Raw genomic sequence first — 21,233 nt, forward strand, 5'->3', positions numbered from 1 at the left:
ATCCGAATTTTAAAAAGATAGAGGAAAACAGGTAAACGTAATGAGCATCAGAAAAGAGCAACGGGGTTTCACCCTCATCGAAATCATGGTGGTGATTGTCATCCTCGGCATTTTAGCAGCACTGGTCGCACCGAATATCCTCGGCCGCACCGGTGAGGCCCGTATTACCGCCGCCAAGAGCGACATTAATTCTATCAGTAACGCGCTCGATCTATACAAGCTCGACAACTTTACTTACCCGTCCACTGACCAGGGCCTGGAAGCACTGGTCACTCAACCAAGCGGCTTTCCTGAAGCCCCCAACTGGAATCCGGACGGCTATTTAAAGTCTGTACCCAAAGACCCTTGGGGTAACGATTACCTCTATGTCAGCCCGGGAGAAAACGGCGGCTTTGATCTGTACTCTCTCGGCGCGGATCGACGTGAAGGGGGCGAAGGCGATAACGCTGACATCGGCAACCAATGACACATTGCGAGCACGAGTCCCGACATAACCGCTACCAGCAGGGTTTTACTCTGCTGGAGATTCTGCTGGTTATCACCATCATTGCCATTATGGCGGGCATGGCGACTTTGGCCATTGGTGGCAGTGACGCTCGTCTCTTGCAGCAAGAAGCCCGACGCCTGCAGCAAGTTCTCCTGATGGCCCAGGATCGTGCGGCCTTTAAACACAGCAATCTCGGCTTACAGCTGACGGACGACGGCTATCGATTTCTGCGTTACTCCAACCAAAGCTGGATCGAAATGGACGAAAAGCCCTTCGCCCCTCACCAGTTCGAACTGCCGCTGCAACTGGACCTTCAACTGGAAGGTGCCGACTTGAATCTGACCTCCGATGATGGTGACGAAGACATTCCCACACCGGAGATTCTGGTGCTTGCTAGCGGTGAAAACAGTGCATTCGCACTGGAGTTATCTGTCGACGACACTCGGGTACGGCCGTGGATATTACACAGCGACGGCTTCTCGTCCATTGCCCTGGAAGCGTTGAATGAAAACCACTGAACGAAATCATTCAGGCTTTACGCTCCTCGAAGTCATGATCGCCCTGGCAATTTTCGCGGTCTGCGCAACCACGCTGATTCAACAAAGTGGCCGCAATATTCGTCAGGAGCAATTGTTGCAGACGCGCACCTATGCCAATTGGATCGCCGAAAACGAGCTGGAACGTTTGCGCCTGCAGGCCAGCATACCGGCACGAGGTGAAACTGAGCGGGAACTTAAATTCGCCGGGAGTGAATGGAAAGTCCTGCATCAAGTCAGTACGACAGACGATCCTGATCTGATGCGGGTAGACATTCGAGTTCGCCCTCTGGCATCCGACGACCTGAATGCTGAGACTTCAGGCTACCGACTGCAAGGGTTTATAGGGCGATATTGATGAATGGTGCTATCTCTCATCCGCCCCCCAGAGGATTTACGTTGCTCGAAGTCATGATCGCGCTCAGCATTTTTGCAATCATGGGTGTCGCGGCTTACCAGCTGCTAAGTGGAGAATTGCGAACTCAACAGGCACTGGAAGACATCAGTGGCCGGAGAGACGACTGGCAGCGCGGCATGCTTCGACTGAGTAATGATCTACGCCAACTGACCGATCGCAGCATCCGCGATGATTACGGTGAACAGGAATATGCACTGCAAGGCAGTAGCGATCAAATGTCTCTGACACGTAACGGTTGGCCCAACCCACTGGAGCGACAGCGCAGCAACCTGCAGCGCATTCACTATCGTCTATCCGAGGACGATCAGGGCAATCCTTTTTTGGGCAGGCTCTATTGGCATAGTCTGGACCGTGCTCCCGGCGTGGAGCCGATCACACAAAAGCTGCTGCCGGGCGTGGAGAATATCAGCATCCGCTACTTTGATGAGGAGACTCGCGAGTGGCACAGTCAATGGCCGCCAGCCAACTTCGGATTTGGAGGAGGCCAGACGTACCAATTACCCCAAGCCGTGGAGATAACGCTCGACACCCTCGATCAGGGACAGATTACCCGCTTGATCACCCGTAGTGGCCACGCGAGGACCTGATCGATGACACTACCAGGCCAGCAACGCGGGGTTGCGCTTATCTCTATACTTCTCATCTTCACTTTGGTGGTGATTCTGGTGAGCGGTGCGATTACCCGGGCCGGCCTGGATATCCGCAAAAGTGAGTTCCACTTACACTATGCCCAGGCCTACCAATTTGCATTGGGTGGAGAGGCTCTGGCGCGCCAGCTCCTGTTTCGGGACTGGAAAGAGGACACCGCTCAGAATAAAGTTGATCACTTGGGTGACAAGTGGAATGGCACATTCGACTTTGAACCCGATGGCGGAAAAATGCGGGTTGAGATCGAGGATCTGCACGGGCGGCTTAATCTCAACAGTTTGCTGGCAGGAAACAGCGAAAACGAAATTCAATACAACGCACTAAAGCGCCTGCTGGAAAGTTTGAATTTGCCCGACACGCTGGCACCACAGTTTTTGGACTGGATAGATCAGAACACGTCGCCCAAGGCCGCCAGGAGCGAAGATGTATACTTTCAGGGTTTGACACCGCCATTTCGCAGTGCCGACAACCTGTTTGGCGATGTCAGTGAAATTCAGGCCATTCAACCGTTGACCGCTGAGCAGTCGGGTGCGTTGTTACCACATATCACTGTGCTCCCGGAGTTAACCCAGATCAATCCAAATACTGCCAGTGAAGCCATTATCGGGAGTCTGCACCAAGAATTGGATGCCGGAAAGATCATCGCTGAAAGACAAAATGAGTATTACAGCGATGTCGAGAAATTTACACAGAGTGACGCATTCAGCGGCATGCACATCGGCGATCTCAATGCACAACTAACCGTCACCAGCACCTTCTTCGAAGTCCGCGTTACTGCCCAATACCAGCAGCAAACCATATACCTGCGCAGCCTGTTACACCGAGATCCGGTAACTGGCACAATAGAAACCCTGGGCCGCAACCTGCAACCACCTGAGCAGTCGAACACTGCCAATCGGTAAACCCGACGAGCCAATTGTTATGATAATAACCGTTCACATTCATTACCCGCAACTGCCCCCGGATTGGCAAAGTTTGCCGGTGACTCAATGGCCAGCCTTGTATCGTGTTGGCGACGGCAAGTGGCAACAGGGAGCGACCGAGAGTATCGAACCTCGGGAAAACCCATCGGTTTATGTATACCTGCCGGCTCTGTCGATATACAGCGATCAGGTGGATATACCCCGTAAACAGCAACGCCATCTGACTCGCATCCTGCCCTTCACCATCGAAGAACGCCTGGCAGAAGAACTGGATGCAATGCATATCGTACCCGGCCCGATTCGCGCCGAGACAGTGAGTGTCCGAGCGATCCCCCATCGATTGATTCGAACCCTATGCAACGGCCTCAACGACTTGGAACTCCCCCCCACGGGGTTGTTTAGCGAGCAGGACCTGTTGTTGGCTGATGCCGGCGAGGCCATCCTTTGGCTCGACAACCAACATTCGAGACTGTCCCTGGAAGCCAAATCTCTGACGCTTCCAGCAACCCAGCGCCGACATATGTTCAGCTTGCTGCAAACTGAGCTGGAAAAGCGGAAGTCTCTGCAGTTGACCGTGTATTTTTGCGAAGAGGATATCGACAGCGAAACACAACTGCTGCTGCAGGATCTGCGCGATCAAGATGCCGTCAGCGTTGCGGAAAAACCACTGCCTAAGGATACCAACTCGCTGCTTTCGACTCTGGACAGACTTGGCATGCCACTCGGCGACAAGCTGGAATCTGCGACCAACTTACTCACAGGTCCTTACCTGCCGGCCAAAGTACCTGCAGGCCAGTTTAACTGGCGCCCAATCGCCTGGGCCGCGGGAATTCTACTGATACTGAACATTGCGTATCTCTGGGGCAGCGGCTGGTACTTTCAACAACAGGCCGATAAGCTCCAGGCTCAGAATGAGTCTGTGTACCGAAACTATTTTCCCGCTGACAAACGCATAATCAATATTCGTACCCAAACACGAAATCACTTGCGAGGCGCAACACCCGCTGACGAAGGCTTTGTGCGCTTGCTGAATCGGTTTGTGGGCCAATGGAAACCACTCAGAAACCAACTGACACTCAAATCCCTGAGGTACAACCAACAACGCGGCCAGATGCTGCTGGACCTTGAAGGGGGCTCCATTGCTCAACTGGACCAATTGCAGAAGTCACTGGGCAGTGATGCCGAATTGCTGTCTGCCAACGAAGACACCAAGGGCGTGCGAGGAAGATTACAAATCAAGGGAGGTCGGCCATGAGTCAGATTCAAGCCTATCGCGAACTGGCCACGGCAAGATATCAGTCTCTGCCATCGCGAGACCGAATGGCACTGCTGATATTGTCGGTGTTTCTAGCGATATTGGTGGTGGTCTACGGCTTGATATTCCCGGCAATGGAATTCCGAGACAATGCCCAGAGCGCGTATCAGCAGGAGCGAGATCTGCTGGGTTGGCTGCAGGCACAGGAAGCCGCCGTGAAAGCGCTAAAACAGCGTCCTCAGACCACTAAAAGCAGCGGGAGCCCGCTGACCTTGGTCAATTCCTCCGCCAAACGTTTTAAACTGACTATTAAACGCTTACAACCGGAAAATAATGGAGACCTCAGGGTCTGGATGGAAGGGGTCTCTTTCGACGATGCATTAAAGTGGCTACACCACCTAAACACGCAGGGACTGAAAATCGTCGACATCAGTATTGATCAACAGTCCCCGGGCAGGGTTAATTTACGCAGTACTTTTCGCTAGAGACGGCATTAGCCACGACCATAGGTATCTTCAAAGCGTACAATATCGTCTTCGCCCAGATAGGAGCCCGATTGCACTTCAATCATCTCCAGAGCGATGGTACCAGGGTTTTCCAAGCGATGTTTTACCCCTAATGGAATATAGGTCGATTCATTCTCGGAGACCAAAAAAGTCTCCTCACCGCGCGTCACCTTGGCAGTACCACTGACCACAATCCAGTGCTCGGCGCGGTGATGGTGCATCTGCAGACTTAATTTGCCGCCAGGCTTCACCACAATGCGCTTGACCTGAAATCTTTCGCCATTGTCGATGGAATCGTAGAAACCCCAAGGGCGATAGACTTTTCTATGCAGTTGCGCTTCGGAGCGGGATTCCTTCTTTAACGCTTCGACAATCCTTTTGACTTCCTGAACGCGATCCTTTGCCGCCACCATAATTGCATCGTCACTTTCCACCACCACGATGTCTTTTAGGCCCACGGTGGCAACCAGTTTGGAATCGGAGCGCACAAAGCAATTGTGAGTATCGTAAGTGATGATATCGCCTCTTAAGGCGTTGCCATTGCCATCCTTCGGAGAAACTTCCCACAGAGCGGACCAGGAACCCACATCGCTCCAGCCACAGTCCATGGGCACCACTACCGCATCCGAGGTTTTTTCCATGACGGCGTAGTCAATGGAATCATCGGGGCAGTTCAGGAATGCATCTTTATCCGGGCGAACGAAATCGGCATCGACGGACGCCTGCGCCATAGCCTCCTGACACGCTGCCAGAATATCGGGCCGATGGGCCTTGAGCTCCTCAAGATAGCGACCGGCCTTAAACAGGAACATGCCACTGTTCCACGCAAAATCGCCACTTGCAAGGTACTTCTCGGCCGTTTCGAGATTGGGCTTTTCGACAAATTCTGCCACGCGATAGGCTCCACCCAAGTCTTCACCCTGTCGGATATAGCCATACCCCGTTTCCGGCCCGGTAGGCACAATGCCAAAGGTAACCAGTTTGCCGGTTTGGGCATGTGCAATAGCGGCCTCAACGGATGTCTGGAAGGCAGACACATCCGTAATCACATGGTCTGCAGCGAGAACCAATAGCAGAGGGTCATTATCGCCACCGGCGGTGGCCTGCAAAGCTGCCAGCGCCACCGCCGGGGCGGTATTGCGCCCCGCCGGTTCCAGCACAATGCGACCCGCCTGCCTGGCATCGAGTTCACGCAGCTGTTCGGCGACGGTAAAACGATGATCTTCCCCGCAGATGACAAGCGGAGCAGCCGATTCCATACCGTCCAGTCGGGCACAGGTATCCTGCAGCATGGAGGTCTGATTAACCAGAGGCAGAAACTGCTTGGGGTAGAGAGAGCGAGACATTGGCCACAGTCTCGTTCCTGAGCCTCCAGCCATAACAACGGGTACAATCATGGTGCATTCCTAGGGTGTTAAGCAATGCTCGCTAGTTTACCACCCTGCCGTTATCGTGCCACCGCCTCTCCCACTGGCATAGTATGCAATATCGCGGCTTGTCATTGCTTCTGGCTCATTTCCGAAAATCATACTTTTTCGGGATTGCGTCTCAAGAGCTACAGGTGGATTATCTGGCGGGTGAACCCATCAAATATCAAGGATGATGTTATGAACCAACCCGGTGTGTTTGAGCCTGGTGCTCGCTACCTTTTTACTCTTTGCACCCACCAGCGTTCGGTAGTTTTCAATGAACCTGGCCACGTTAACCTGTTGAGGCGAGCATTTCGCGGAGTCATGCGAAGGCGCCCGTTTCGGCTGGACGCTATATGTGTGCTGCCCGACCACCTTCACTGTATCTGGCAGCTCCCGGCGGGTGACCGGGATTTTCCCACCCGCTGGCGGCTGGTTAGGATTTACGTGGAGAAACAATTGAATCAGTGCGGTCCACTCTGGGAGAAAGAGCTACTGGAGCAGGAAATTGCTGACGATGCTGAATACCAGCAATGTCTTGACTATATACATCTCGACCCCGTTAAACACGGCTATAGTGATACGCCTTCGGCGTGGGCTTGGTCGAGTTTTCGAAGGCATGTGGCCTTGGGGATTTACACAATGAATTGGCGTCCGGAGCTGGATTGGAAACCCAATGCAGAAAACAATACGGACAGACTCACAGAGGCCGTGGCGGGATAGAATCAGCGGATTCAGGAGGGATTCAACAACAGGTACAAAAAAGGCGCCCTAAGGCGCCTTTTCCTGAAGAAGACTAAGACGATTAATCTTCTTCTACAGCTTCCGCAGCAACCGGACGATCAACCAGCTCTACATAAGCCATCGGAGCTTTGTCACCGGAGCGGTAACCGCACTTGAGAATGCGGATGTAACCACCGGGACGACCCTCGTAACGAGGACCCAGCTCGTTGAACAGCTTACCAACGGCAGATTTGTTGCCCAGGCGGCTGAACGCCAGACGGCGATTAGCAACGCTGTCCTTTTTGGACAGGGTAATCAGGGGCTCTGCAACGGTACGCAGTTCTTTGGCCTTGGCCAGAGTAGTTTTGATCAGCTCGTGCTCTACCAGGGAAATAGTCATGTTTTTGAACATGGCTTTACGGTGAGAGCTGTTGCGATTCAGTTGACGGCCACTATGACGATGACGCATAACTCTAAATCCTTACAAACCGGCTATCGGGCACTTTTCGCAAAGTTCTCGATAGCTCTTGTTAACAACCACCGCCGGGCACTGTTGGTTCTGTTGCCAGACACGTCTCGTGCCAAGCGGCGGCATTAATTATGTCTCAATACTTACGCTAACTTGTCGTCGTTTGCGAGGCTGGCGGGTGGCCAGTTCTCCAAACGCATACCGAGAGACAGACCACGCGAAGCGAGGATGTCTTTGATCTCGGTAAGGGACTTTTTACCCAGATTCGGAGTCTTCAGCAGTTCTACTTCGGTACGCTGAATCAGGTCACCGATGTAGTAGATGTTTTCTGCCTTCAGACAGTTCGCAGAACGAACGGTCAGCTCCAGATCGTCAACCGGGCGCAGCAGTACAGGATCGATCTCTTCTTCCTTCTCTTCCGGCTCGGCTTCTTTCTCGCCTTCCAGATCAACGAACACCGCCAGCTGCTGCTGCAGGATGGTAGCAGCGCGACGAATCGCTTCTTCAGGATCGATGGTACCGTTGGTTTCCAGGTCCAGGATCAGTTTATCCAGGTCTGTGCGTTGCTCAACACGGGCGCTGTCGACTGAGTAAGCCAGGCGCTTGACGGGACTGTAGGAAGCATCCAGCTGCAGACGGCCAATGGCACGAGTCTCTTCCTCGTCGTTACGACGAGCATCAGCTGGCTGGTAACCGCGGCCACGGGCAACGGTAAGCTTCATGTTCAGTTCTACATCACCAGTGATGTTGGCGATGACGTGCTCAGGATTCTTGATCTCAACTTCGTGATCAACCTGAATGTCACCGGCAGTAACAGCACCGGGGCCTTTCTTATTCAGAGTCAGTACCGCCTGGTCTTTGCCATGCATAACCACGGCAACGCCCTTCAGGTTCAGCAGGATTTCGATAACGTCTTCCTGCACACCTTCGATGGCACTGTACTCGTGCAACACACCGTCGATCTCCACTTCTGTCACGGCGCAGCCGGGCATAGAAGACAGGAGAATGCGACGCAACGCATTACCAAGGGTATGACCGAAACCACGCTCGAGAGGCTCAAGAACCACTTTCGCGCGAGTTGGGCCGTTTTCAGTAACGTCGATATGACGCGGGGTCAAAAACTCGTTTACAGCACTCTGCATAGTCACACCTTTAGTGAATAGTCCCTTACTTAGAGTAAAGTTCAACGATCAGGTTTTCGTTGATCTCGGCTGGCAGGTCAACACGATCCGGAACGCGCTTGAAAGTGCCTTCCTTCTTATCGGTGTTAACATCAACCCACTCTACATCAGCGCGCTGGCCGGCCATGGTCAGTGCCTGCGCAATACGCAGCTGATTCTTGGCCTTTTCACGAACCGCAACCACGTCACCGGCTTTTACCTGGTAAGAGGCGATATTAACGGTCGTTCCATTAACAGTGATGGACTTGTGGGAAACCAGCTGACGGGATTCCGCGCGAGTCGCGCCAAAGCCCATGCGGTAAACCACGTTGTCCAGACGACACTCCAGCAGTTGCAGCAGGTTTTCACCGGTTGCACCCTTACGGCGGGCCGCTTCTTTATAGTAACCACGGAACTGCTTCTCAAGCACACCGTAGGTACGACGAACCTTTTGCTTCTCACGCAGCTGTACACCGTAGTCGGACAGACGACCGCGACGGATACCATGCATGCCAGGAGCGTTTTCGGCTTTACACTTTGACTCAAGCGGACGTGCGCCGGATTTCAGGAACAGATCGGTTCCTTCGCGACGAGACAGCTTACAAGTTGGTCCAATATAACGTGCCATTTCCTAAGCCCCCTTATACGCGACGTTTCTTCGGCGGACGGCAGCCGTTGTGAGGAATCGGCGTGACGTCGGTAATGTTGGTGATTTTGTAACCAACATTGTTCAGTGCACGAACAGCTGACTCACGACCTGGTCCTGGACCCTTGACTTCTACGTCCAGATTCTTCAGACCGTAGTCCTTGGCTGCTTCGCCAGCGCGCTCTGCAGCAACCTGGGCTGCAAAGGGAGTGGACTTACGGGAACCACGGAAGCCGGAACCACCAGCGGTCGCCCAGCTCAGGGTGTTACCCTGACGATCGGTAATAGTAACGATCGTGTTGTTAAAAGAGGCGTGGATGTGTGCAACACCATCGACAACCGTCTTTTTAACCTTCTTCTTAGTAGTTTTACTTGGCTTTGCCATAGCAACTCTTCCTAACCTTAACCTATTGAAAGTCTCTTAATCTGTTTACTGACGAATCAGTGCGGGAGACTTACTTCTTGATCGGCTTGCGCGGGCCCTTACGGGTGCGAGCGTTAGTCTTGGAACGCTGTCCACGAGCAGGCAGGCTGCGACGATGACGCAGACCGCGGTAGCAGCCCAGGTCCATCAAACGCTTGATGCTCATGGAAACTTCACGTCGCAGATCACCCTCAACAGAGAGCTTGGCGACTTCGTTACGCACCTCGTCCATCTGCGCATCGGACAGATCACCAATCTTGGTGCTCTCGGCGATGCCAGTGGCGGCACAGATTTGTTTCGCAGTAGTGCGACCGATCCCATAGACATAGGTCAGGGAGATAACGGCATGTTTGTTATCTGGTATGTTGACACCAGCAATACGGGCCATTCAGATTACTCCACGTATAACTCAAATTGCAGCGTTGACAGCGACAAAACGCCACCCCCGACACCATAAAAAGGCGCGAAAGGATAGCGGTAATGCGCTCAAAAAGCAATAGCCAGGAAGTTTCCAACCTGGCGACAGTCAACGCCCCCTTCCCTTGGCCGCTTTCAACCTAAATGCGCCTTTCAATGATCTGGGCAAATCAGGTTGAAACCACAGCGACTTCAGGGGCTGGTGACCTGCCCAAGGAGGGCAGATCACCAAATCTTTTTAGCCTTGACGCTGCTTGTGACGAGGCTCGGCGCTGCAGATAACCCGCAGAACACCTTTGCGACGTACAACTTTACAGTTGCGGCAAATCTTCTTAACTGAAGCACGAACTTTCATGTTACACCTTCAAACTCTGTATTCTTTCGTTCAACCAGCTCAATTCAGCTCGGCGGCGGCGCATAATACACGATTAACGCGCAGATCCATAGCCCTTGAGGTTGGCTTTCTTCATCAGCGAATCATACTGATGTGACATCAAGTGCGACTGCACCTGGGACATAAAGTCCATCACCACCACTACCACAATCAGCAGTGACGTACCGCCCAGGTAGAAAGGCACATTCGTAGCCACTACCAGGAACTGCGGTAACAGACAGACGGCCGCAATATAGATGGCGCCAACCACCGTCAGGCGGGTCAGTACCGTATCGATATATTTGGCAGACTGCTCACCGGGGCGAATACCAGGGATATAAGCACCGGACTTTTTCAGGTTATCGGCCACTTCGTTGGGGTTAAACATCAACGCCGTATAGAAGAAGCAGAAAAACACAATCAGGGCCGCAAACAGGATAAAGTTGAGTGGCTGGCCAGGGCCAATCGCCAGGGCCAACTCCTGCAATATCTCGCTGCCGAGACCTTCGCCTCCCTGACCGAACCACTGCGCAATAGAAGCAGGGAACAGCAGGATACTACTGGCGAAAATCGCCGGGATTACACCGGCCATGTTCACTTTCAGGGGCAGGTGGCTGCTTTGTGCGGCAAATACCTTTTTACCCTGTTGGCGCTTGGCGTAGTTCACTGTGATGCGACGCTGACCACGCTCCATACGCACCACCAGCCAGATGACGGCAATGGCCAGGAACGTAATACCCAACAACAGCAGGATATGAAGATCACCCTGACGGGCGCTTTCAAATGCCTGGCCCACAGCACTGGGCAGACCCGCCACGATACCGGCGAAAATCAGCATCGAGATGCCGTTACCAATACCGCGCTCCGTCACTTGCTCACCCAGCCACATCATAAAGACGGCGCCGGTTACCAACGAGGTCACTGCCACAAAGTAGAAGCCAAGGCCGGTCATATACGCCTGACCGGAGAAACCCACGGCCATACCAGTGCCCTGCACCAGTGCCAGCAACACCGTCAAGTAACGGGTGTACTGGTTGATTTTGCGGCGACCGGCGTCACCTTCTTTCTTCAGCTGCTCCAATGAAGGCGTAACCGCCGACATCAGCTGCATGATAATCGAGGCCGAAATATAGGGCATGATGCCCAAGGCCAGGATACTCATGCGCTCGAGTGCGCCACCCGAAAACATGTTAAACAGACCCAGAATGGTGCCCTGGTTCTGATTAAACAATGTTGCCAAACGCTCCGGATCAATGCCCGGTACAGGAATGTGCGTTCCTATACGGTAGACAACAATGGCCAGAAATAGAAAACGAAGGCGAGCCCACAGCTCGCCTAATCCTTTTTGGTTCCCTAATGGCAGATTTCCAGGGGTTGCCATAAAAAAGTCTCTAAATAGTTAGTCGTTAGTCAGTAGCCGAAAGCTGCGGTCGTCCAGCCAGCAGCGGACAACCGCGACTAGTAACTCGACCGCTTATTCTTCGACTTTGCCGCCAGCTGCTTCAATGGCAGCCTTGGCGCCCTTGGTCACAGCCAGACCTTTTACGGTCACGGCTTTGGTCAGTTCACCGGACAGGAAAATCTTAGCACGCTTCATGTTGATATTGATAATATCAGCCTGCTTCAGAGCTTCCAGATCGATCACTTCTGCATCGATGTTGTTCAGTTCTGCCAAACGAACCTCGGCAGTCACGCGACCAATACGGGAAGTAAAACCGTACTTGGGCAGACGCTTCTGCAAAGGCATCTGACCGCCTTCGAAACCGGGCTTGACGCTGCCGCCGGAGCGGGACTTCAGACCCTTGTGACCGCGACCGGCAGTTTTACCAACACCGCTACCAATACCGCGACCAACGCGCTTCTTGTCTTGAGTGCGGCCAGGTGCAGGACTCAGAGTATTCAGACGCATCTTACTCTCCCTCTACCTTAACCAGATAGTTAACTTTGTTAATCATGCCACGAGTTGAAGGAGTATCTTCTACTTCAACAGTGTGACCGATGCGGCGCAGGCCCAGACCCGCGACGCAAGCTTGATGATTTTTCAAGCGACCGCTTGTGCTTTTCAGCAGGGTCACTTTAACGGTTTTCTTAGCCATGGTGCTATCCAACTGTATATGTTTTGGGCTGAGCTGCCAGCAGCTCTATTAACCCAGGATATCCTCAACGCTTTTACCACGCTTGGCTGCCACGGATTCCGGGGAAGCCATTTCCTTCAGTGCCTGGAAGGTCGCACGAACCACGTTAATAGGGTTGGTGGAACCGTAGCACTTGGCCAGAACGTTCTGAACGCCGGCCATTTCGAATACAGAGCGCATTGCACCACCGGCAATAACACCAGTACCCTGGGAAGCGGGCTGCATGTAAACCTTGGAGCCACTGTGACGACCGGTGGTTGGGTACTGAATGGTGTCACCGTTCAGTTCAACGTCGATCATATTGCGACGAGCGGATTCCATTGCCTTTTGGATAGCAGCTGGTACTTCGCGTGCCTTACCGCGACCGAAACCAACCTTACCGTTACCATCACCAACAACAGTCAGTGCAGTAAAGGTAAAGATACGGCCACCTTTAACGGTCTTGGCAACGCGGTTAACTTGAACCAGCTTCTCCTGGAAGCCTTCGTCGTTACGTTCTTCTTTCTTGTTAAAAGCCATATCTCAACCTTTAGAATTCCAAACCAGCTTCGCGAGCAGCGTCAGCCAGAGCCTGAACACGACCGTGGTACTTGAAACCACTACGATCGAAAGCCACTTCGGAGACACCGGCGGCCTTGGCGCGCTCAGCAATCAGCTTACCAACAGCAGCGGCAGCTTCTTTGTTGCCGGTCTTACCGTCACGCAGTTCTTTATCCAGAGTAGAGGCGCTAGCCACTACTTTGGAGTCGGCAGCGATGATCTGTGCATAGATGTGGCGAGGAGTGCGATTGACGCACAGGCGAGTTACGCCCAGCTCACTCATCTTGGCACGAGCACGACGCGCACGACGCAAACGAGATTGTTTTTTTACGTTCATGACCTATGCCCTACTTACTTCTTCTTAGCTTCTTTACGACGTACGTATTCGTCAGCGTAGCGAACACCCTTGCCCTTATAAGGCTCTGGTGGACGGAATGCGCGGATCTCCGCGGCTACCTGACCGAGCAGCTGCTTATCAGCGCTCTTCAGTACGATCTCGGTCTGACTAGGGGTCTCAGCTTTTACGCCTTCAGGAAGGTCATAAATAACCGGGTGGGAGAAACCCAGAGTCAGGTCTACAGATTTGCCCGCAGCTTTAGCACGATAACCAACACCGTTGAGGACCAGCTTCTTCTCAAAACCCTGAGAAGCGCCGACAACCATGTTGTTTACCAGAGCACGCGTGGTGCCTGCCAATGCGCGAGACTGCTTGGCGCCATCACGAGCAGAGACGTTCAGAACATTGTCGTTCTGAGCAACTTCTACACTGCTGTGGATGGTATGGGCCAATGTACCATTGCTGCCTTTAACTGTGATTTCCTGACCGCTCAGGGTTACAGTTACACCAGCTGGCACTTCAACCGGACTATTTGCAACTCGTGACATAACGAATTCCCGTTAAAACAACGTTGTTAATAATGCATAACCCAAATTGGCCGCACGAGGCGGCCAATTCGAATTAGAAAACGGTGCAGAGAACCTCACCACCAACGCCAGCGGCGCGAGCGGCACGGTCAGTCATAACACCTTTACTGGTGGAAACGATGGCGATACCCAGACCACCACGTACAGATGGCAAGCCATCTTTACCAGCATAGTTACGCAGGCCTGGACGGCTTACGCGGTCAAGCTCGGCGATTACCGGCTTGCCCTCAAAGTACTTGAGCTCAATGGTCAGCTGAGGCTGAGCATCTTCGCTCACGCTGTAGCCCGCTACGTAACCTTCTTCGAGAAGAACTTTCGCAACGTTAACTTTCAGCTTGGAAGAAGGCATGGTTGCATCAACCTTACCAACCATCTGAGCGTTGCGGATGCGGGTCAGCATATCTGCCAACGGATCTTGCATACTCATAAGATTCTGCTCCTAAAAAAGCTTACCAGCTGGCCTTAACCAGACCAGGGACATCACCGCGCATAGCCGCTTCACGCAGCTTGTTACGGCAGAGGCCGAACTTGCGGTAAACCGCGTGAGGACGACCGGTGATGCGACAACGACGCTGCTGACGAACAGGGCTGGCGTCACGAGGCAGCTTCTGCAGCTTGACCTGAGCTTCCCACACTTCGTCTTCGGAAGATTCGGGGTTGGCAATGATCGCCTTCAGCGCTTCACGCTTGGCGGCGAACTTTGCAACTGCATTTGCACGCTTTGCTTCACGTGCAATCATAGATTTCTTAGCCATGATCCGTTTCCTCAGCCTTTGAACGGGAAGTTGAACGCTTTCAGCAGCGCCAGGCCTTCCTCGTTGTTGCGAGCAGTTGTCGTGATGCAGATGTCCAGTCCACGCAGCTTGTCTACTTTGTCGTAGTCAATCTCGGGGAAGATGATCTGCTCGGTTACACCCATAGAGAAGTTACCGCGCCCGTCAAACTGCTTGGGGCTGATGCCGCGGAAGTCGCGGACACGTGGGATGGCGATGCTGATCAGACGCTCCAGGAACTCGTACATGCGATCAGAGCGCAGAGTTACCTTGGCACCGATCGGCCAACCTTCACGTACTTTAAAACCCGCAATGGATTTGCGAGCCTTGGTGACGACAGCCTTCTGGCCGGTGATTTTTTCCAGATCACCAACGGCGCTTTCCAGCACCTTCTTGTCACCGATTGCCTCACCGACACCCATGTTCAGGGTGATTTTGGTGATTTTTGGCACTTCCATAACGTTCTCCAGCTTCAGCTCTTCTTTCAGCTGAGCACGGAGTTCGCCTTGGTAAAGTTCTTTCAACTTAGCCATTTCTAATTACCGTCTGCTTTTACCGTTAAACACTGCGTAATTATTAGCTTTTGGGACAGCTAATTACGTTACGCGTCTACGGCTTCGCCGTTGGATTTGAAAACTCGCACTTTGGTGCCGTCTTCCAGGATCTTGAAACCAACACGATCAGCTTTGCCAGTTGCACTGTTGAAAATAGCAACATTGGAAACCTGAATCGGAGCTTCTTTCTCCACGATTCCGCCGGCCACACCCAATTGCGGGTTTGGTTTTTGGTGTTTTTTGATCATGTGAACACCAGACACGAGTAAGCGATCGTCAGCAAGCACACTAACTACCTTACCGCGCTTGCCCTTATCGCGACCTGCGATCACAATCACTTCGTCATCACGTTTGATCTTACGCATAACCTGTCCTCAACTCTCTACTGGTTACAAAAGCTCTGGCTTACAGAACTTCTGGCGCCAGAGAGATGATCTTCATAAATTTCTCGCCACGCAGTTCACGAGTAACAGGGCCGAAGATACGTGTACCGACAGGAGCGTCCTGTTGGTTCAGCAGTACGGCTGCGTTATCGTCGAACTTGATCAGAGATCCGTCCTGGCGACGCACACCTTTTTTAGTGCGTACAACCACGGCCTTCATGACCTGACCTTTTTTCACTTTACCGCGAGGGATGGCTTCCTTAACGGTCACCTTAATAATGTCGCCTACGGCAGCGTAACGACGATGCGAACCGCCGAGCACCTTAATGCACATAACGCGGCGGGCACCACTGTTGTCTGCCACATCCAAGTAGGATTGCGCTTGAATCATCGTCCGTCTCCGAAACTCTCAGCACACCAATGAGATTTAGATCTCAGTGGCACGCTCTTCAATTTTAACCAAGGTCCAAGACTTAGACTTTGACAGCGGACGTGATTCCTCGATGGTTACCACATCACCTGCCTTACACTCATTCTTTTCATCATGAGCTTTCAGCTTGGATGATTTACTGACGTACTTACCATAAATCGGGTGCTTAACACGGCGCTCGATCAGGACAGTGATGGTTTTGTCCATCTTGTCACTCACGACCTTACCGGTCATCTGACGTACTAACTTGTCTGCCATTGTTACTCACCTGCCTTTTGATTCAGCACTGTTTTAATACGAGCAATATCGCGACGAGTCTGCTTGAGCAGGTGGGTCTGATTCAACTGGCCAGTAGAAGCCTGCATGCGCAGCTTGAACTGTTCTTCCAGCTGCTTCAGCAACTCAGCATTCAGCTCTTCAACAGATTTTTCGCGGAGTTCTTGAGCCTTCATCACATCACCGAACGTTTCACGAAAGTTGTACTTAATGGTAACTTGGCAGCGGCCAGTGCGAATGCTTCGCGGGCCAGCTCTTCAGAGACACCTTCCATCTCGTACAGAACCTTGCCTGGCTGAATCTGGGCTACCCAGTATTCAACGTTACCCTTACCTTTACCCTGACGAACTTCCAGAGGCTTACTGGTGATTGGCTTGTCCGGAAACACACGAATCCAGATTTTACCACCACGCTTAATGTGACGAGTCATCGCACGACGAGCCGCTTCGATCTGACGGGCAGTGATGCGACCACGGGCATTTGCTTTTAAGCCAAATTCGCCAAAGCTAACCTTGGAGCCACGATGGGCCAGACCGCGGTTACGGCCTTTTTGTTGCTTGCGAAACTTTGTACGCTTCGGTTGCAGCATTTTGCGTACCCCTTACTTTGAGCCTTTTTTCTTCTTGGGCTTTTCTTCAACAGCGTCGATGCCGCCAATTACTTCGCCTTTGAAAATCCAAACTTTCACGCCGATGATGCCGTAGGTGGTGAGACCTTCAGCGGTGGCGTAATCGATGTCGGCACGCAAAGTGTGCAGAGGCACACGGCCTTCACGGTACCATTCGGTGCGCGCAATTTCCGCGCCACCCAGACGACCACTTACCTGGATTTTGATTCCTTCTGCGCCCTGACGCATAGCGTTCTGTACCGCGCGCTTCATGGCACGACGGAACATAACACGACGCTCAAGCTGTTGAGCAACGCTTTGCGCTACCAGAGCTGCATCCAGATCAGGCTTGCGGATTTCTTCGATGTTGATGTGGACGGGTACGCCCATCTGCTTGCTGACAGCAGCACGCAGTTTTTCCACATCTTCACCTTTTTTACCAATCACGATGCCGGGACGGGCAGTGTGAATGGTAACGCGTGCGGTGTTGGCCGGACGCTCAATTTCTACACGACTGACTGACGCGTGCGCCAGCTGCTTTTCAATGTACTCACGTACTTTCAGGTCGGTGTAGAGCTTGTCTGCGTATTCATCACTACCGGCATACCAGGTAGAGGTATGCTTTTTGACGATGCCCAGACGAATACCTGTCGGATGTACTTTCTGACCCATAACGTCTGTCTCTTACTGATCGGCTACTTTAACGGTGATGTGACAAGTGCGCTTGAGGATGCGATCGGCGCGTCCTTTTGCACGTGGTCTGATACGCTTCATCGTCAGACCCTCATCTACGAAGATGGTTGACACAGTCAACTCATCTACATCAGCGCCTTCATTGTGCTCGGCGTTTGCAATTGCAGACTCCAGCACCTTCTTAACAATCGCTGCACCTTTCTTCGGGCTGAAAGCCAAGATGTCCAGAGCCTCTTCAACGTGTTTACCACGAATCTGATCGGCTACCAGACGCGCTTTTTGCGCCGACAGTTGAGCACCGCGTAATTTTGCTGATACTTCCATCGTTAGACCTCTTAGCGCTTCTTGGCTTTCTTGTCTGCAATGTGACCGCGATAGGTACGGGTTGCAGCAAATTCGCCCAGTTTATGTCCAACCATCTCTTCGTTAACCAAGACGGGAACATGTTGACGACCGTTGTGCACAGCGATAGTCAAGCCGACCATTTCAGGCATGATCATGGAGCGGCGAGACCAAGTCTTGATAGGACGACGGTCATTTTTTTCGATCGCTGTTTCGACCTTCTTAATCAAATGAAGATCGATGAAGGGACCTTTTTTCAGTGAACGTGGCACTGCACTTTCCTCTTCAGCTAGTGTTAGCCAGTCGCTTACTTCTTACCGCGACGGCGTACAATCATCTTATCGGTGCGCTTGTTCTTGCGAGTCTTAGCACCCTTGGTAGGAGTACCCCATGGAGAAACGGGATGACGGCCACCAGAGGTACGACCTTCACCACCACCATGCGGGTGATCTACCGGGTTCATAGCAACACCGCGAACAGTTGGGCGCACACCGCGCCAACGAGATGCACCAGCCTTACCCAGAGAACGCAGGCTGTGCTCACTGTTGGACACTTCGCCCAGAGTTGCACGACACTCACTGAGTACTTTACGCATTTCGCCAGAACGCAGACGCAGGGTTGCGTACTGACCTTCACGCGCCACCAATTGAGCGGAAGTACCGGCGGAACGTGCGATTTGAGCACCCTTGCCAGGCTTCAGTTCAATGCAGTGAATCACACTACCCACAGGGATGTTGCGGATCGGCAGAGTGTTACCGGGCTTGATGGCCGCGGAATCACCAGACTCGATCATGTCACCAGCTTTAACGCCTTTAGGGGCGATAATGTAGCGACGCTCACCGTCGAGGTAGCAAACCAGAGCGATGTTAGCGCTGCGGTTTGGATCGTATTCCAGACGCTCAACCTTTGCAGGAATGCCGTCCTTGTTACGCTTGAAGTCGATTACACGATAGTGCTGCTTGTGACCACCACCGATGTGACGGGTGGTGATACGACCGTTGTTGTTACGGCCACCGCTCTTGCTCTTCTTTTCCAGAAGAGGAGCGTAAGGAGCACCTTTGTGCAGGTCCGGATTGACAACACTTACAACGAAGCGGCGACCCGGAGATGTTGGTTTACGTTTTACAATAGCCATCGCAACGATCCCCTTATTCCGCTACCGTGAAGTCAATTTCTTGACCTTCGGCCAGACGAACGTAGGCTTTTTTCCAGTCACTGCGCTTGCCCATACCATGACGGGTGCGCTTGGTTTTACCCTTGACCAGCAGAGTACGTACGTCTTCCACTTTAACGTCGAACAGTTTTTCAACTGCCGCTTTAACTTCCTGCTTGGCCGCATCGCGAACCACTTTGAAAACAACCTGGTTGCTGGCATCACCAGCAATAGCGGCTTTTTCAGAAATCACAGGACCTAACAACACTTTGTACAGGCGTTCTTGACTCATCCCAGGATCTCCTCAAACTTTTTCAGAGCAGGTACGGTCACTACAACCTTGTCGAAGCGAATCAGGCTAACGGGATCTACACCCTGAACGTCGCGAACGTCAACCTTGTGCAGGTTGCGCGAGGCCAGGTACAGGTTTTCGCTAACTTCTTCAGAAACGATCAGCGCGTCTTTCAGGTCGTACTGAGCCAGCTGCTGAACCAGAGACTTGGTTTTTGGAGCTTCGATATCGAAGTTCTCAACAACAACCAGACGCTCCTGACGGTTCAGTTCAGACAGAATGCAGCGCAGGGCAGCGCGGTACATTTTCTTGTTCAGCTTCTGAGCGTGGTCGCGAGGCTGAGCGGCGAAGGTTACGCCACCGGTGCGCCACAGGGGGCTGCGGATAGTACCGGCACGAGCGCGGCCAGTACCCTTCTGGCGCCATGGCTTCTTGCCACCGCCGGAAACCGCAGAGCGGTTCTTCTGGGCCTTGGTGCCCTGACGAGCGCCTGCCAGGTAGGCAGTCACTGCCTGGTGAACCAGGTCCTGGTTAAACTCTTTTCCGAACGCAACGTCAGATACAGAAACTGTACCTTTGGCGCCTTCGGGAGTTGCAATATTCAAATCCATCGTCGAAACCCTCGATGCTTACGCGTTGCGCTTCTTAACAGCTGGACGAATGATGACATCACCACCGGGAGCACCGGGGATAGCACCTTTAACCAGCAACAGATTACGTTCAGCGTCGACGCGAACAATTTCCAGATTCTGAACAGTGACTTGCTCAGCACCCATGTGTCCGGCCATTTTCTTGCCTTTGAACACACGACCTGGGGTCTGACACTGACCAATAGAACCGGGAGCACGGTGAGAAATAGAGTTACCGTGAGTTGCGTCTTGCATGTGGAAGTTCCAACGCTTAACGCCACCGGCAAATCCTTTACCTTTGGAAGTACCAGTAACATCTACGAGTTGACCTGCCTCGAAAGCAGCAACAGTGATTTCGCCACCAACTTCGAAAGCTTCGCCTTCGTTGTTGCGCAGTTCCCAAACGCCGCGACCGGCTTCGGTGGATGCTTTGGCAAAGTGACCTGCTTGAGACTTGGTCACTCGGGAGGCACGACGAGAACCTGCAGTTACCTGTACAGCACTGTAACCGTCGGTATCTTCGCTCTTGACCTGGGTGATGCGATTGGGCTCAACCTCAATCACAGATACAGGAAGGGATACACCTTCTTCGGTGAAAACGCGGGTCATACCGCTTTTACGACCGACTATACCAATCGTCATTTCTTTAACCTCATCAGTGTACGGGGCTTTTACCCGCTATGGCCGCCCATTTCAGAGCGTTACACAAACCTGAATTTAATCAGGCATCGGCACAAATTGTATGTAAACTTGAATCTTCTTTCGAAAACCCGTTGTTAAAACCTTAAAGTAGATCAGCCAAGACTGATCTGAACCTCAACACCTGCAGCCAAATCCAGCTTCATCAGTGCATCAACAGTCTTTTCAGTTGGCTCAACGATATCAAGCAAACGCTTATGAGTGCGGATTTCGTACTGGTCACGCGCGTCTTTGTTAACGTGCGGAGAAACCAGAACGGTGAAACGCTCCTTACGAGTCGGCAGCGGGATAGGGCCGCGCACCTGGGCGCCTGTACGCTTAGCGGTCTCAACGATCTCCTGGGTGGAAGTATCGATGAGCTTGTGATCGAAAGCCTTAAGGCGAATCCGAATGCGTTGATTCTGCATGT

At 52.6% G+C, this 21,233-nt stretch carries 37 protein-coding genes; 8 read left to right on the forward strand and 29 right to left on the reverse strand.

All coding sequences use genetic code 11. The features are described 5' to 3' along the window. The first annotated feature begins 40 nt into the window (after positions 1-40). The 7 genes from gspG to gspM are packed head-to-tail and all read left to right on the forward strand — an operon-like array spanning position 41 to position 4,752. On the forward strand, positions 41-466 hold the full coding sequence (gene gspG, locus HBA55_RS33065; protein ID WP_167000021.1) for a type II secretion system major pseudopilin GspG: 426 nt from the start codon (positions 41-43) through the stop codon (positions 464-466). Beyond that, positions 463-1,005 (forward strand): type II secretion system minor pseudopilin GspH, encoded by a 543-nt coding sequence (gspH, locus tag HBA55_RS33070; protein ID WP_167000022.1) that lies wholly within the window; start codon positions 463-465, stop codon positions 1,003-1,005. Before gspG ends, gspH begins: the two co-directional genes overlap by 4 nt. Next, positions 992-1,381, forward strand: a complete 390-nt coding sequence (gene gspI, locus HBA55_RS33075) for a type II secretion system minor pseudopilin GspI (protein WP_167000023.1) — start codon at positions 992-994, stop codon at positions 1,379-1,381. Before gspH ends, gspI begins: the two co-directional genes overlap by 14 nt. After that, positions 1,381-2,028, forward strand: coding sequence for a type II secretion system minor pseudopilin GspJ (gene gspJ, locus HBA55_RS33080; protein ID WP_167000024.1), 648 nt, complete (start codon positions 1,381-1,383; stop codon positions 2,026-2,028). The genes gspI and gspJ overlap by 1 nt, the downstream gene beginning before the upstream one ends. 3 nt (positions 2,029-2,031) lie before the next feature. Then, positions 2,032-2,991, forward strand: a complete 960-nt coding sequence (gene gspK, locus HBA55_RS33085) for a type II secretion system minor pseudopilin GspK (RefSeq protein ID WP_167000025.1) — start codon at positions 2,032-2,034, stop codon at positions 2,989-2,991. A 19-nt stretch (positions 2,992-3,010) separates the two neighbouring features. Then, positions 3,011-4,267, forward strand: a complete 1,257-nt coding sequence (gene gspL, locus HBA55_RS33090; protein WP_167000026.1) for a type II secretion system protein GspL — start codon at positions 3,011-3,013, stop codon at positions 4,265-4,267. After that, a complete protein-coding gene (gspM, locus tag HBA55_RS33095) occupies positions 4,264-4,752 on the forward strand; it encodes a type II secretion system protein GspM (protein ID WP_167000027.1) in 489 nt (162 codons plus the stop codon). Before gspL ends, gspM begins: the two co-directional genes overlap by 4 nt. A gap of 8 nt (positions 4,753-4,760) precedes the next feature. On the opposite strand, the gene HBA55_RS33100 is transcribed toward gspM, so the two are convergent. Beyond that, positions 4,761-6,170, reverse strand: a complete 1,410-nt coding sequence (locus HBA55_RS33100; RefSeq protein WP_167000028.1) for a mannose-1-phosphate guanylyltransferase/mannose-6-phosphate isomerase — start codon at positions 6,168-6,170, stop codon at positions 4,761-4,763. 210 nt (positions 6,171-6,380) lie between these two features. Here HBA55_RS33100 and HBA55_RS33105 point away from each other — a divergent pair, with 210 nt between their 5' ends. Then, complete coding sequence (locus HBA55_RS33105; protein ID WP_167000029.1) at positions 6,381-6,905, forward strand: REP-associated tyrosine transposase; 525 nt, start codon at positions 6,381-6,383, stop codon at positions 6,903-6,905. 82 nt (positions 6,906-6,987) lie between these two features. Here the strand turns inward: HBA55_RS33105 and rplQ are convergent, their stop codons facing one another. The 28 genes from rplQ to rpsJ all read right to left on the reverse strand — a co-directional run bounded on the left by rplQ (position 6,988) and on the right by rpsJ (position 21,231). After that, entirely contained in the window at positions 6,988-7,374 is a 387-nt protein-coding gene (rplQ, locus tag HBA55_RS33110; protein WP_167000030.1) for a 50S ribosomal protein L17, read from the reverse strand. A 143-nt stretch (positions 7,375-7,517) separates the two neighbouring features. After that, the gene (locus tag HBA55_RS33115) at positions 7,518-8,516 is read right to left on the reverse strand and encodes a DNA-directed RNA polymerase subunit alpha (RefSeq protein ID WP_167000031.1); all 999 of its coding nucleotides are present in this window, start codon (positions 8,514-8,516) and stop codon (positions 7,518-7,520) included. A 25-nt stretch (positions 8,517-8,541) separates the two neighbouring features. Next, complete coding sequence (gene rpsD / locus HBA55_RS33120; RefSeq protein WP_167000032.1) at positions 8,542-9,162, reverse strand: 30S ribosomal protein S4; 621 nt, start codon at positions 9,160-9,162, stop codon at positions 8,542-8,544. A gap of 13 nt (positions 9,163-9,175) precedes the next feature. Beyond that, on the reverse strand, positions 9,176-9,565 hold the full coding sequence (gene rpsK / locus HBA55_RS33125) for a 30S ribosomal protein S11 (protein WP_167000033.1): 390 nt from the start codon (positions 9,563-9,565) through the stop codon (positions 9,176-9,178). Between the two features lie 70 nt (positions 9,566-9,635). Beyond that, positions 9,636-9,992, reverse strand: coding sequence for a 30S ribosomal protein S13 (rpsM, locus tag HBA55_RS33130; protein ID WP_167000034.1), 357 nt, complete (start codon positions 9,990-9,992; stop codon positions 9,636-9,638). Between the two features lie 267 nt (positions 9,993-10,259). Continuing rightward, on the reverse strand, positions 10,260-10,376 hold the full coding sequence (rpmJ, locus tag HBA55_RS33135; RefSeq protein WP_142929828.1) for a 50S ribosomal protein L36: 117 nt from the start codon (positions 10,374-10,376) through the stop codon (positions 10,260-10,262). Between the two features lie 73 nt (positions 10,377-10,449). Beyond that, entirely contained in the window at positions 10,450-11,775 is a 1,326-nt protein-coding gene (gene secY, locus HBA55_RS33140; protein ID WP_167000035.1) for a preprotein translocase subunit SecY, read from the reverse strand. Between the two features lie 93 nt (positions 11,776-11,868). Beyond that, entirely contained in the window at positions 11,869-12,303 is a 435-nt protein-coding gene (gene rplO, locus HBA55_RS33145; protein WP_167000036.1) for a 50S ribosomal protein L15, read from the reverse strand. Position 12,304: 1 nt separating this feature from the next. Continuing rightward, on the reverse strand, positions 12,305-12,490 hold the full coding sequence (gene rpmD, locus HBA55_RS33150; protein ID WP_167000037.1) for a 50S ribosomal protein L30: 186 nt from the start codon (positions 12,488-12,490) through the stop codon (positions 12,305-12,307). 48 nt (positions 12,491-12,538) lie between these two features. Further along, positions 12,539-13,048 (reverse strand): 30S ribosomal protein S5, encoded by a 510-nt coding sequence (gene rpsE, locus HBA55_RS33155; RefSeq protein WP_167000038.1) that lies wholly within the window; start codon positions 13,046-13,048, stop codon positions 12,539-12,541. A gap of 10 nt (positions 13,049-13,058) precedes the next feature. Continuing rightward, entirely contained in the window at positions 13,059-13,406 is a 348-nt protein-coding gene (gene rplR, locus HBA55_RS33160; RefSeq protein ID WP_167000039.1) for a 50S ribosomal protein L18, read from the reverse strand. A 14-nt stretch (positions 13,407-13,420) separates the two neighbouring features. Then, complete coding sequence (rplF, locus tag HBA55_RS33165; RefSeq protein ID WP_167000040.1) at positions 13,421-13,954, reverse strand: 50S ribosomal protein L6; 534 nt, start codon at positions 13,952-13,954, stop codon at positions 13,421-13,423. 73 nt (positions 13,955-14,027) lie between these two features. Then, positions 14,028-14,420, reverse strand: a complete 393-nt coding sequence (rpsH, locus tag HBA55_RS33170) for a 30S ribosomal protein S8 (protein WP_167000041.1) — start codon at positions 14,418-14,420, stop codon at positions 14,028-14,030. Positions 14,421-14,442: 22 nt separating this feature from the next. Beyond that, the gene (rpsN, locus tag HBA55_RS33175; protein ID WP_167000042.1) at positions 14,443-14,748 is read right to left on the reverse strand and encodes a 30S ribosomal protein S14; all 306 of its coding nucleotides are present in this window, start codon (positions 14,746-14,748) and stop codon (positions 14,443-14,445) included. An 11-nt stretch (positions 14,749-14,759) separates the two neighbouring features. Beyond that, a complete protein-coding gene (rplE, locus tag HBA55_RS33180) occupies positions 14,760-15,299 on the reverse strand; it encodes a 50S ribosomal protein L5 (RefSeq protein WP_167000043.1) in 540 nt (179 codons plus the stop codon). Between the two features lie 68 nt (positions 15,300-15,367). Continuing rightward, complete coding sequence (rplX, locus tag HBA55_RS33185; RefSeq protein WP_167000044.1) at positions 15,368-15,685, reverse strand: 50S ribosomal protein L24; 318 nt, start codon at positions 15,683-15,685, stop codon at positions 15,368-15,370. A gap of 40 nt (positions 15,686-15,725) precedes the next feature. Then, positions 15,726-16,094, reverse strand: a complete 369-nt coding sequence (rplN, locus tag HBA55_RS33190) for a 50S ribosomal protein L14 (protein WP_167000045.1) — start codon at positions 16,092-16,094, stop codon at positions 15,726-15,728. A 36-nt stretch (positions 16,095-16,130) separates the two neighbouring features. After that, positions 16,131-16,391: a 30S ribosomal protein S17 gene (rpsQ, locus tag HBA55_RS33195; RefSeq protein ID WP_167000046.1), complete on the reverse strand. Its 261-nt coding sequence runs from the start codon at positions 16,389-16,391 to the stop codon at positions 16,131-16,133. A gap of 2 nt (positions 16,392-16,393) precedes the next feature. After that, positions 16,394-16,585 carry a 50S ribosomal protein L29 gene (rpmC, locus tag HBA55_RS33200; RefSeq protein ID WP_167000047.1) on the reverse strand — a complete coding sequence of 64 codons (192 nt, stop codon included), beginning with the start codon at positions 16,583-16,585 and terminating at the stop codon, positions 16,394-16,396. After that, on the reverse strand, positions 16,585-16,998 hold the full coding sequence (rplP, locus tag HBA55_RS33205) for a 50S ribosomal protein L16 (RefSeq protein ID WP_167000048.1): 414 nt from the start codon (positions 16,996-16,998) through the stop codon (positions 16,585-16,587). The genes rpmC and rplP overlap by 1 nt, the downstream gene beginning before the upstream one ends. Positions 16,999-17,010: 12 nt before the next feature. Next, positions 17,011-17,688 carry a 30S ribosomal protein S3 gene (rpsC, locus tag HBA55_RS33210; protein ID WP_167000049.1) on the reverse strand — a complete coding sequence of 226 codons (678 nt, stop codon included), beginning with the start codon at positions 17,686-17,688 and terminating at the stop codon, positions 17,011-17,013. A 12-nt stretch (positions 17,689-17,700) separates the two neighbouring features. Next, the gene (gene rplV, locus HBA55_RS33215) at positions 17,701-18,033 is read right to left on the reverse strand and encodes a 50S ribosomal protein L22 (RefSeq protein ID WP_166167124.1); all 333 of its coding nucleotides are present in this window, start codon (positions 18,031-18,033) and stop codon (positions 17,701-17,703) included. A gap of 11 nt (positions 18,034-18,044) precedes the next feature. Then, positions 18,045-18,323, reverse strand: a complete 279-nt coding sequence (rpsS, locus tag HBA55_RS33220) for a 30S ribosomal protein S19 (RefSeq protein ID WP_167000050.1) — start codon at positions 18,321-18,323, stop codon at positions 18,045-18,047. A gap of 35 nt (positions 18,324-18,358) precedes the next feature. Continuing rightward, entirely contained in the window at positions 18,359-19,186 is an 828-nt protein-coding gene (gene rplB / locus HBA55_RS33225) for a 50S ribosomal protein L2 (RefSeq protein WP_167000051.1), read from the reverse strand. 13 nt (positions 19,187-19,199) lie between these two features. Further along, complete coding sequence (gene rplW / locus HBA55_RS33230) at positions 19,200-19,496, reverse strand: 50S ribosomal protein L23 (RefSeq protein WP_167000052.1); 297 nt, start codon at positions 19,494-19,496, stop codon at positions 19,200-19,202. After that, complete coding sequence (gene rplD, locus HBA55_RS33235) at positions 19,493-20,107, reverse strand: 50S ribosomal protein L4 (RefSeq protein WP_167000053.1); 615 nt, start codon at positions 20,105-20,107, stop codon at positions 19,493-19,495. Before rplD ends, rplW begins: the two co-directional genes overlap by 4 nt. Positions 20,108-20,125: 18 nt before the next feature. Further along, positions 20,126-20,767 (reverse strand): 50S ribosomal protein L3, encoded by a 642-nt coding sequence (rplC, locus tag HBA55_RS33240; RefSeq protein ID WP_167000054.1) that lies wholly within the window; start codon positions 20,765-20,767, stop codon positions 20,126-20,128. A gap of 152 nt (positions 20,768-20,919) precedes the next feature. Beyond that, positions 20,920-21,231 carry a 30S ribosomal protein S10 gene (rpsJ, locus tag HBA55_RS33245; RefSeq protein ID WP_167000055.1) on the reverse strand — a complete coding sequence of 104 codons (312 nt, stop codon included), beginning with the start codon at positions 21,229-21,231 and terminating at the stop codon, positions 20,920-20,922. Positions 21,232-21,233 lie beyond the last annotated feature (2 nt).

The sequence above is a fragment of the Pseudomaricurvus alkylphenolicus genome, from assembly GCF_011683955.1.
GTDB classification, from domain to species: Bacteria; Pseudomonadota; Gammaproteobacteria; order Pseudomonadales; family Cellvibrionaceae; genus Pseudomaricurvus; species Pseudomaricurvus alkylphenolicus.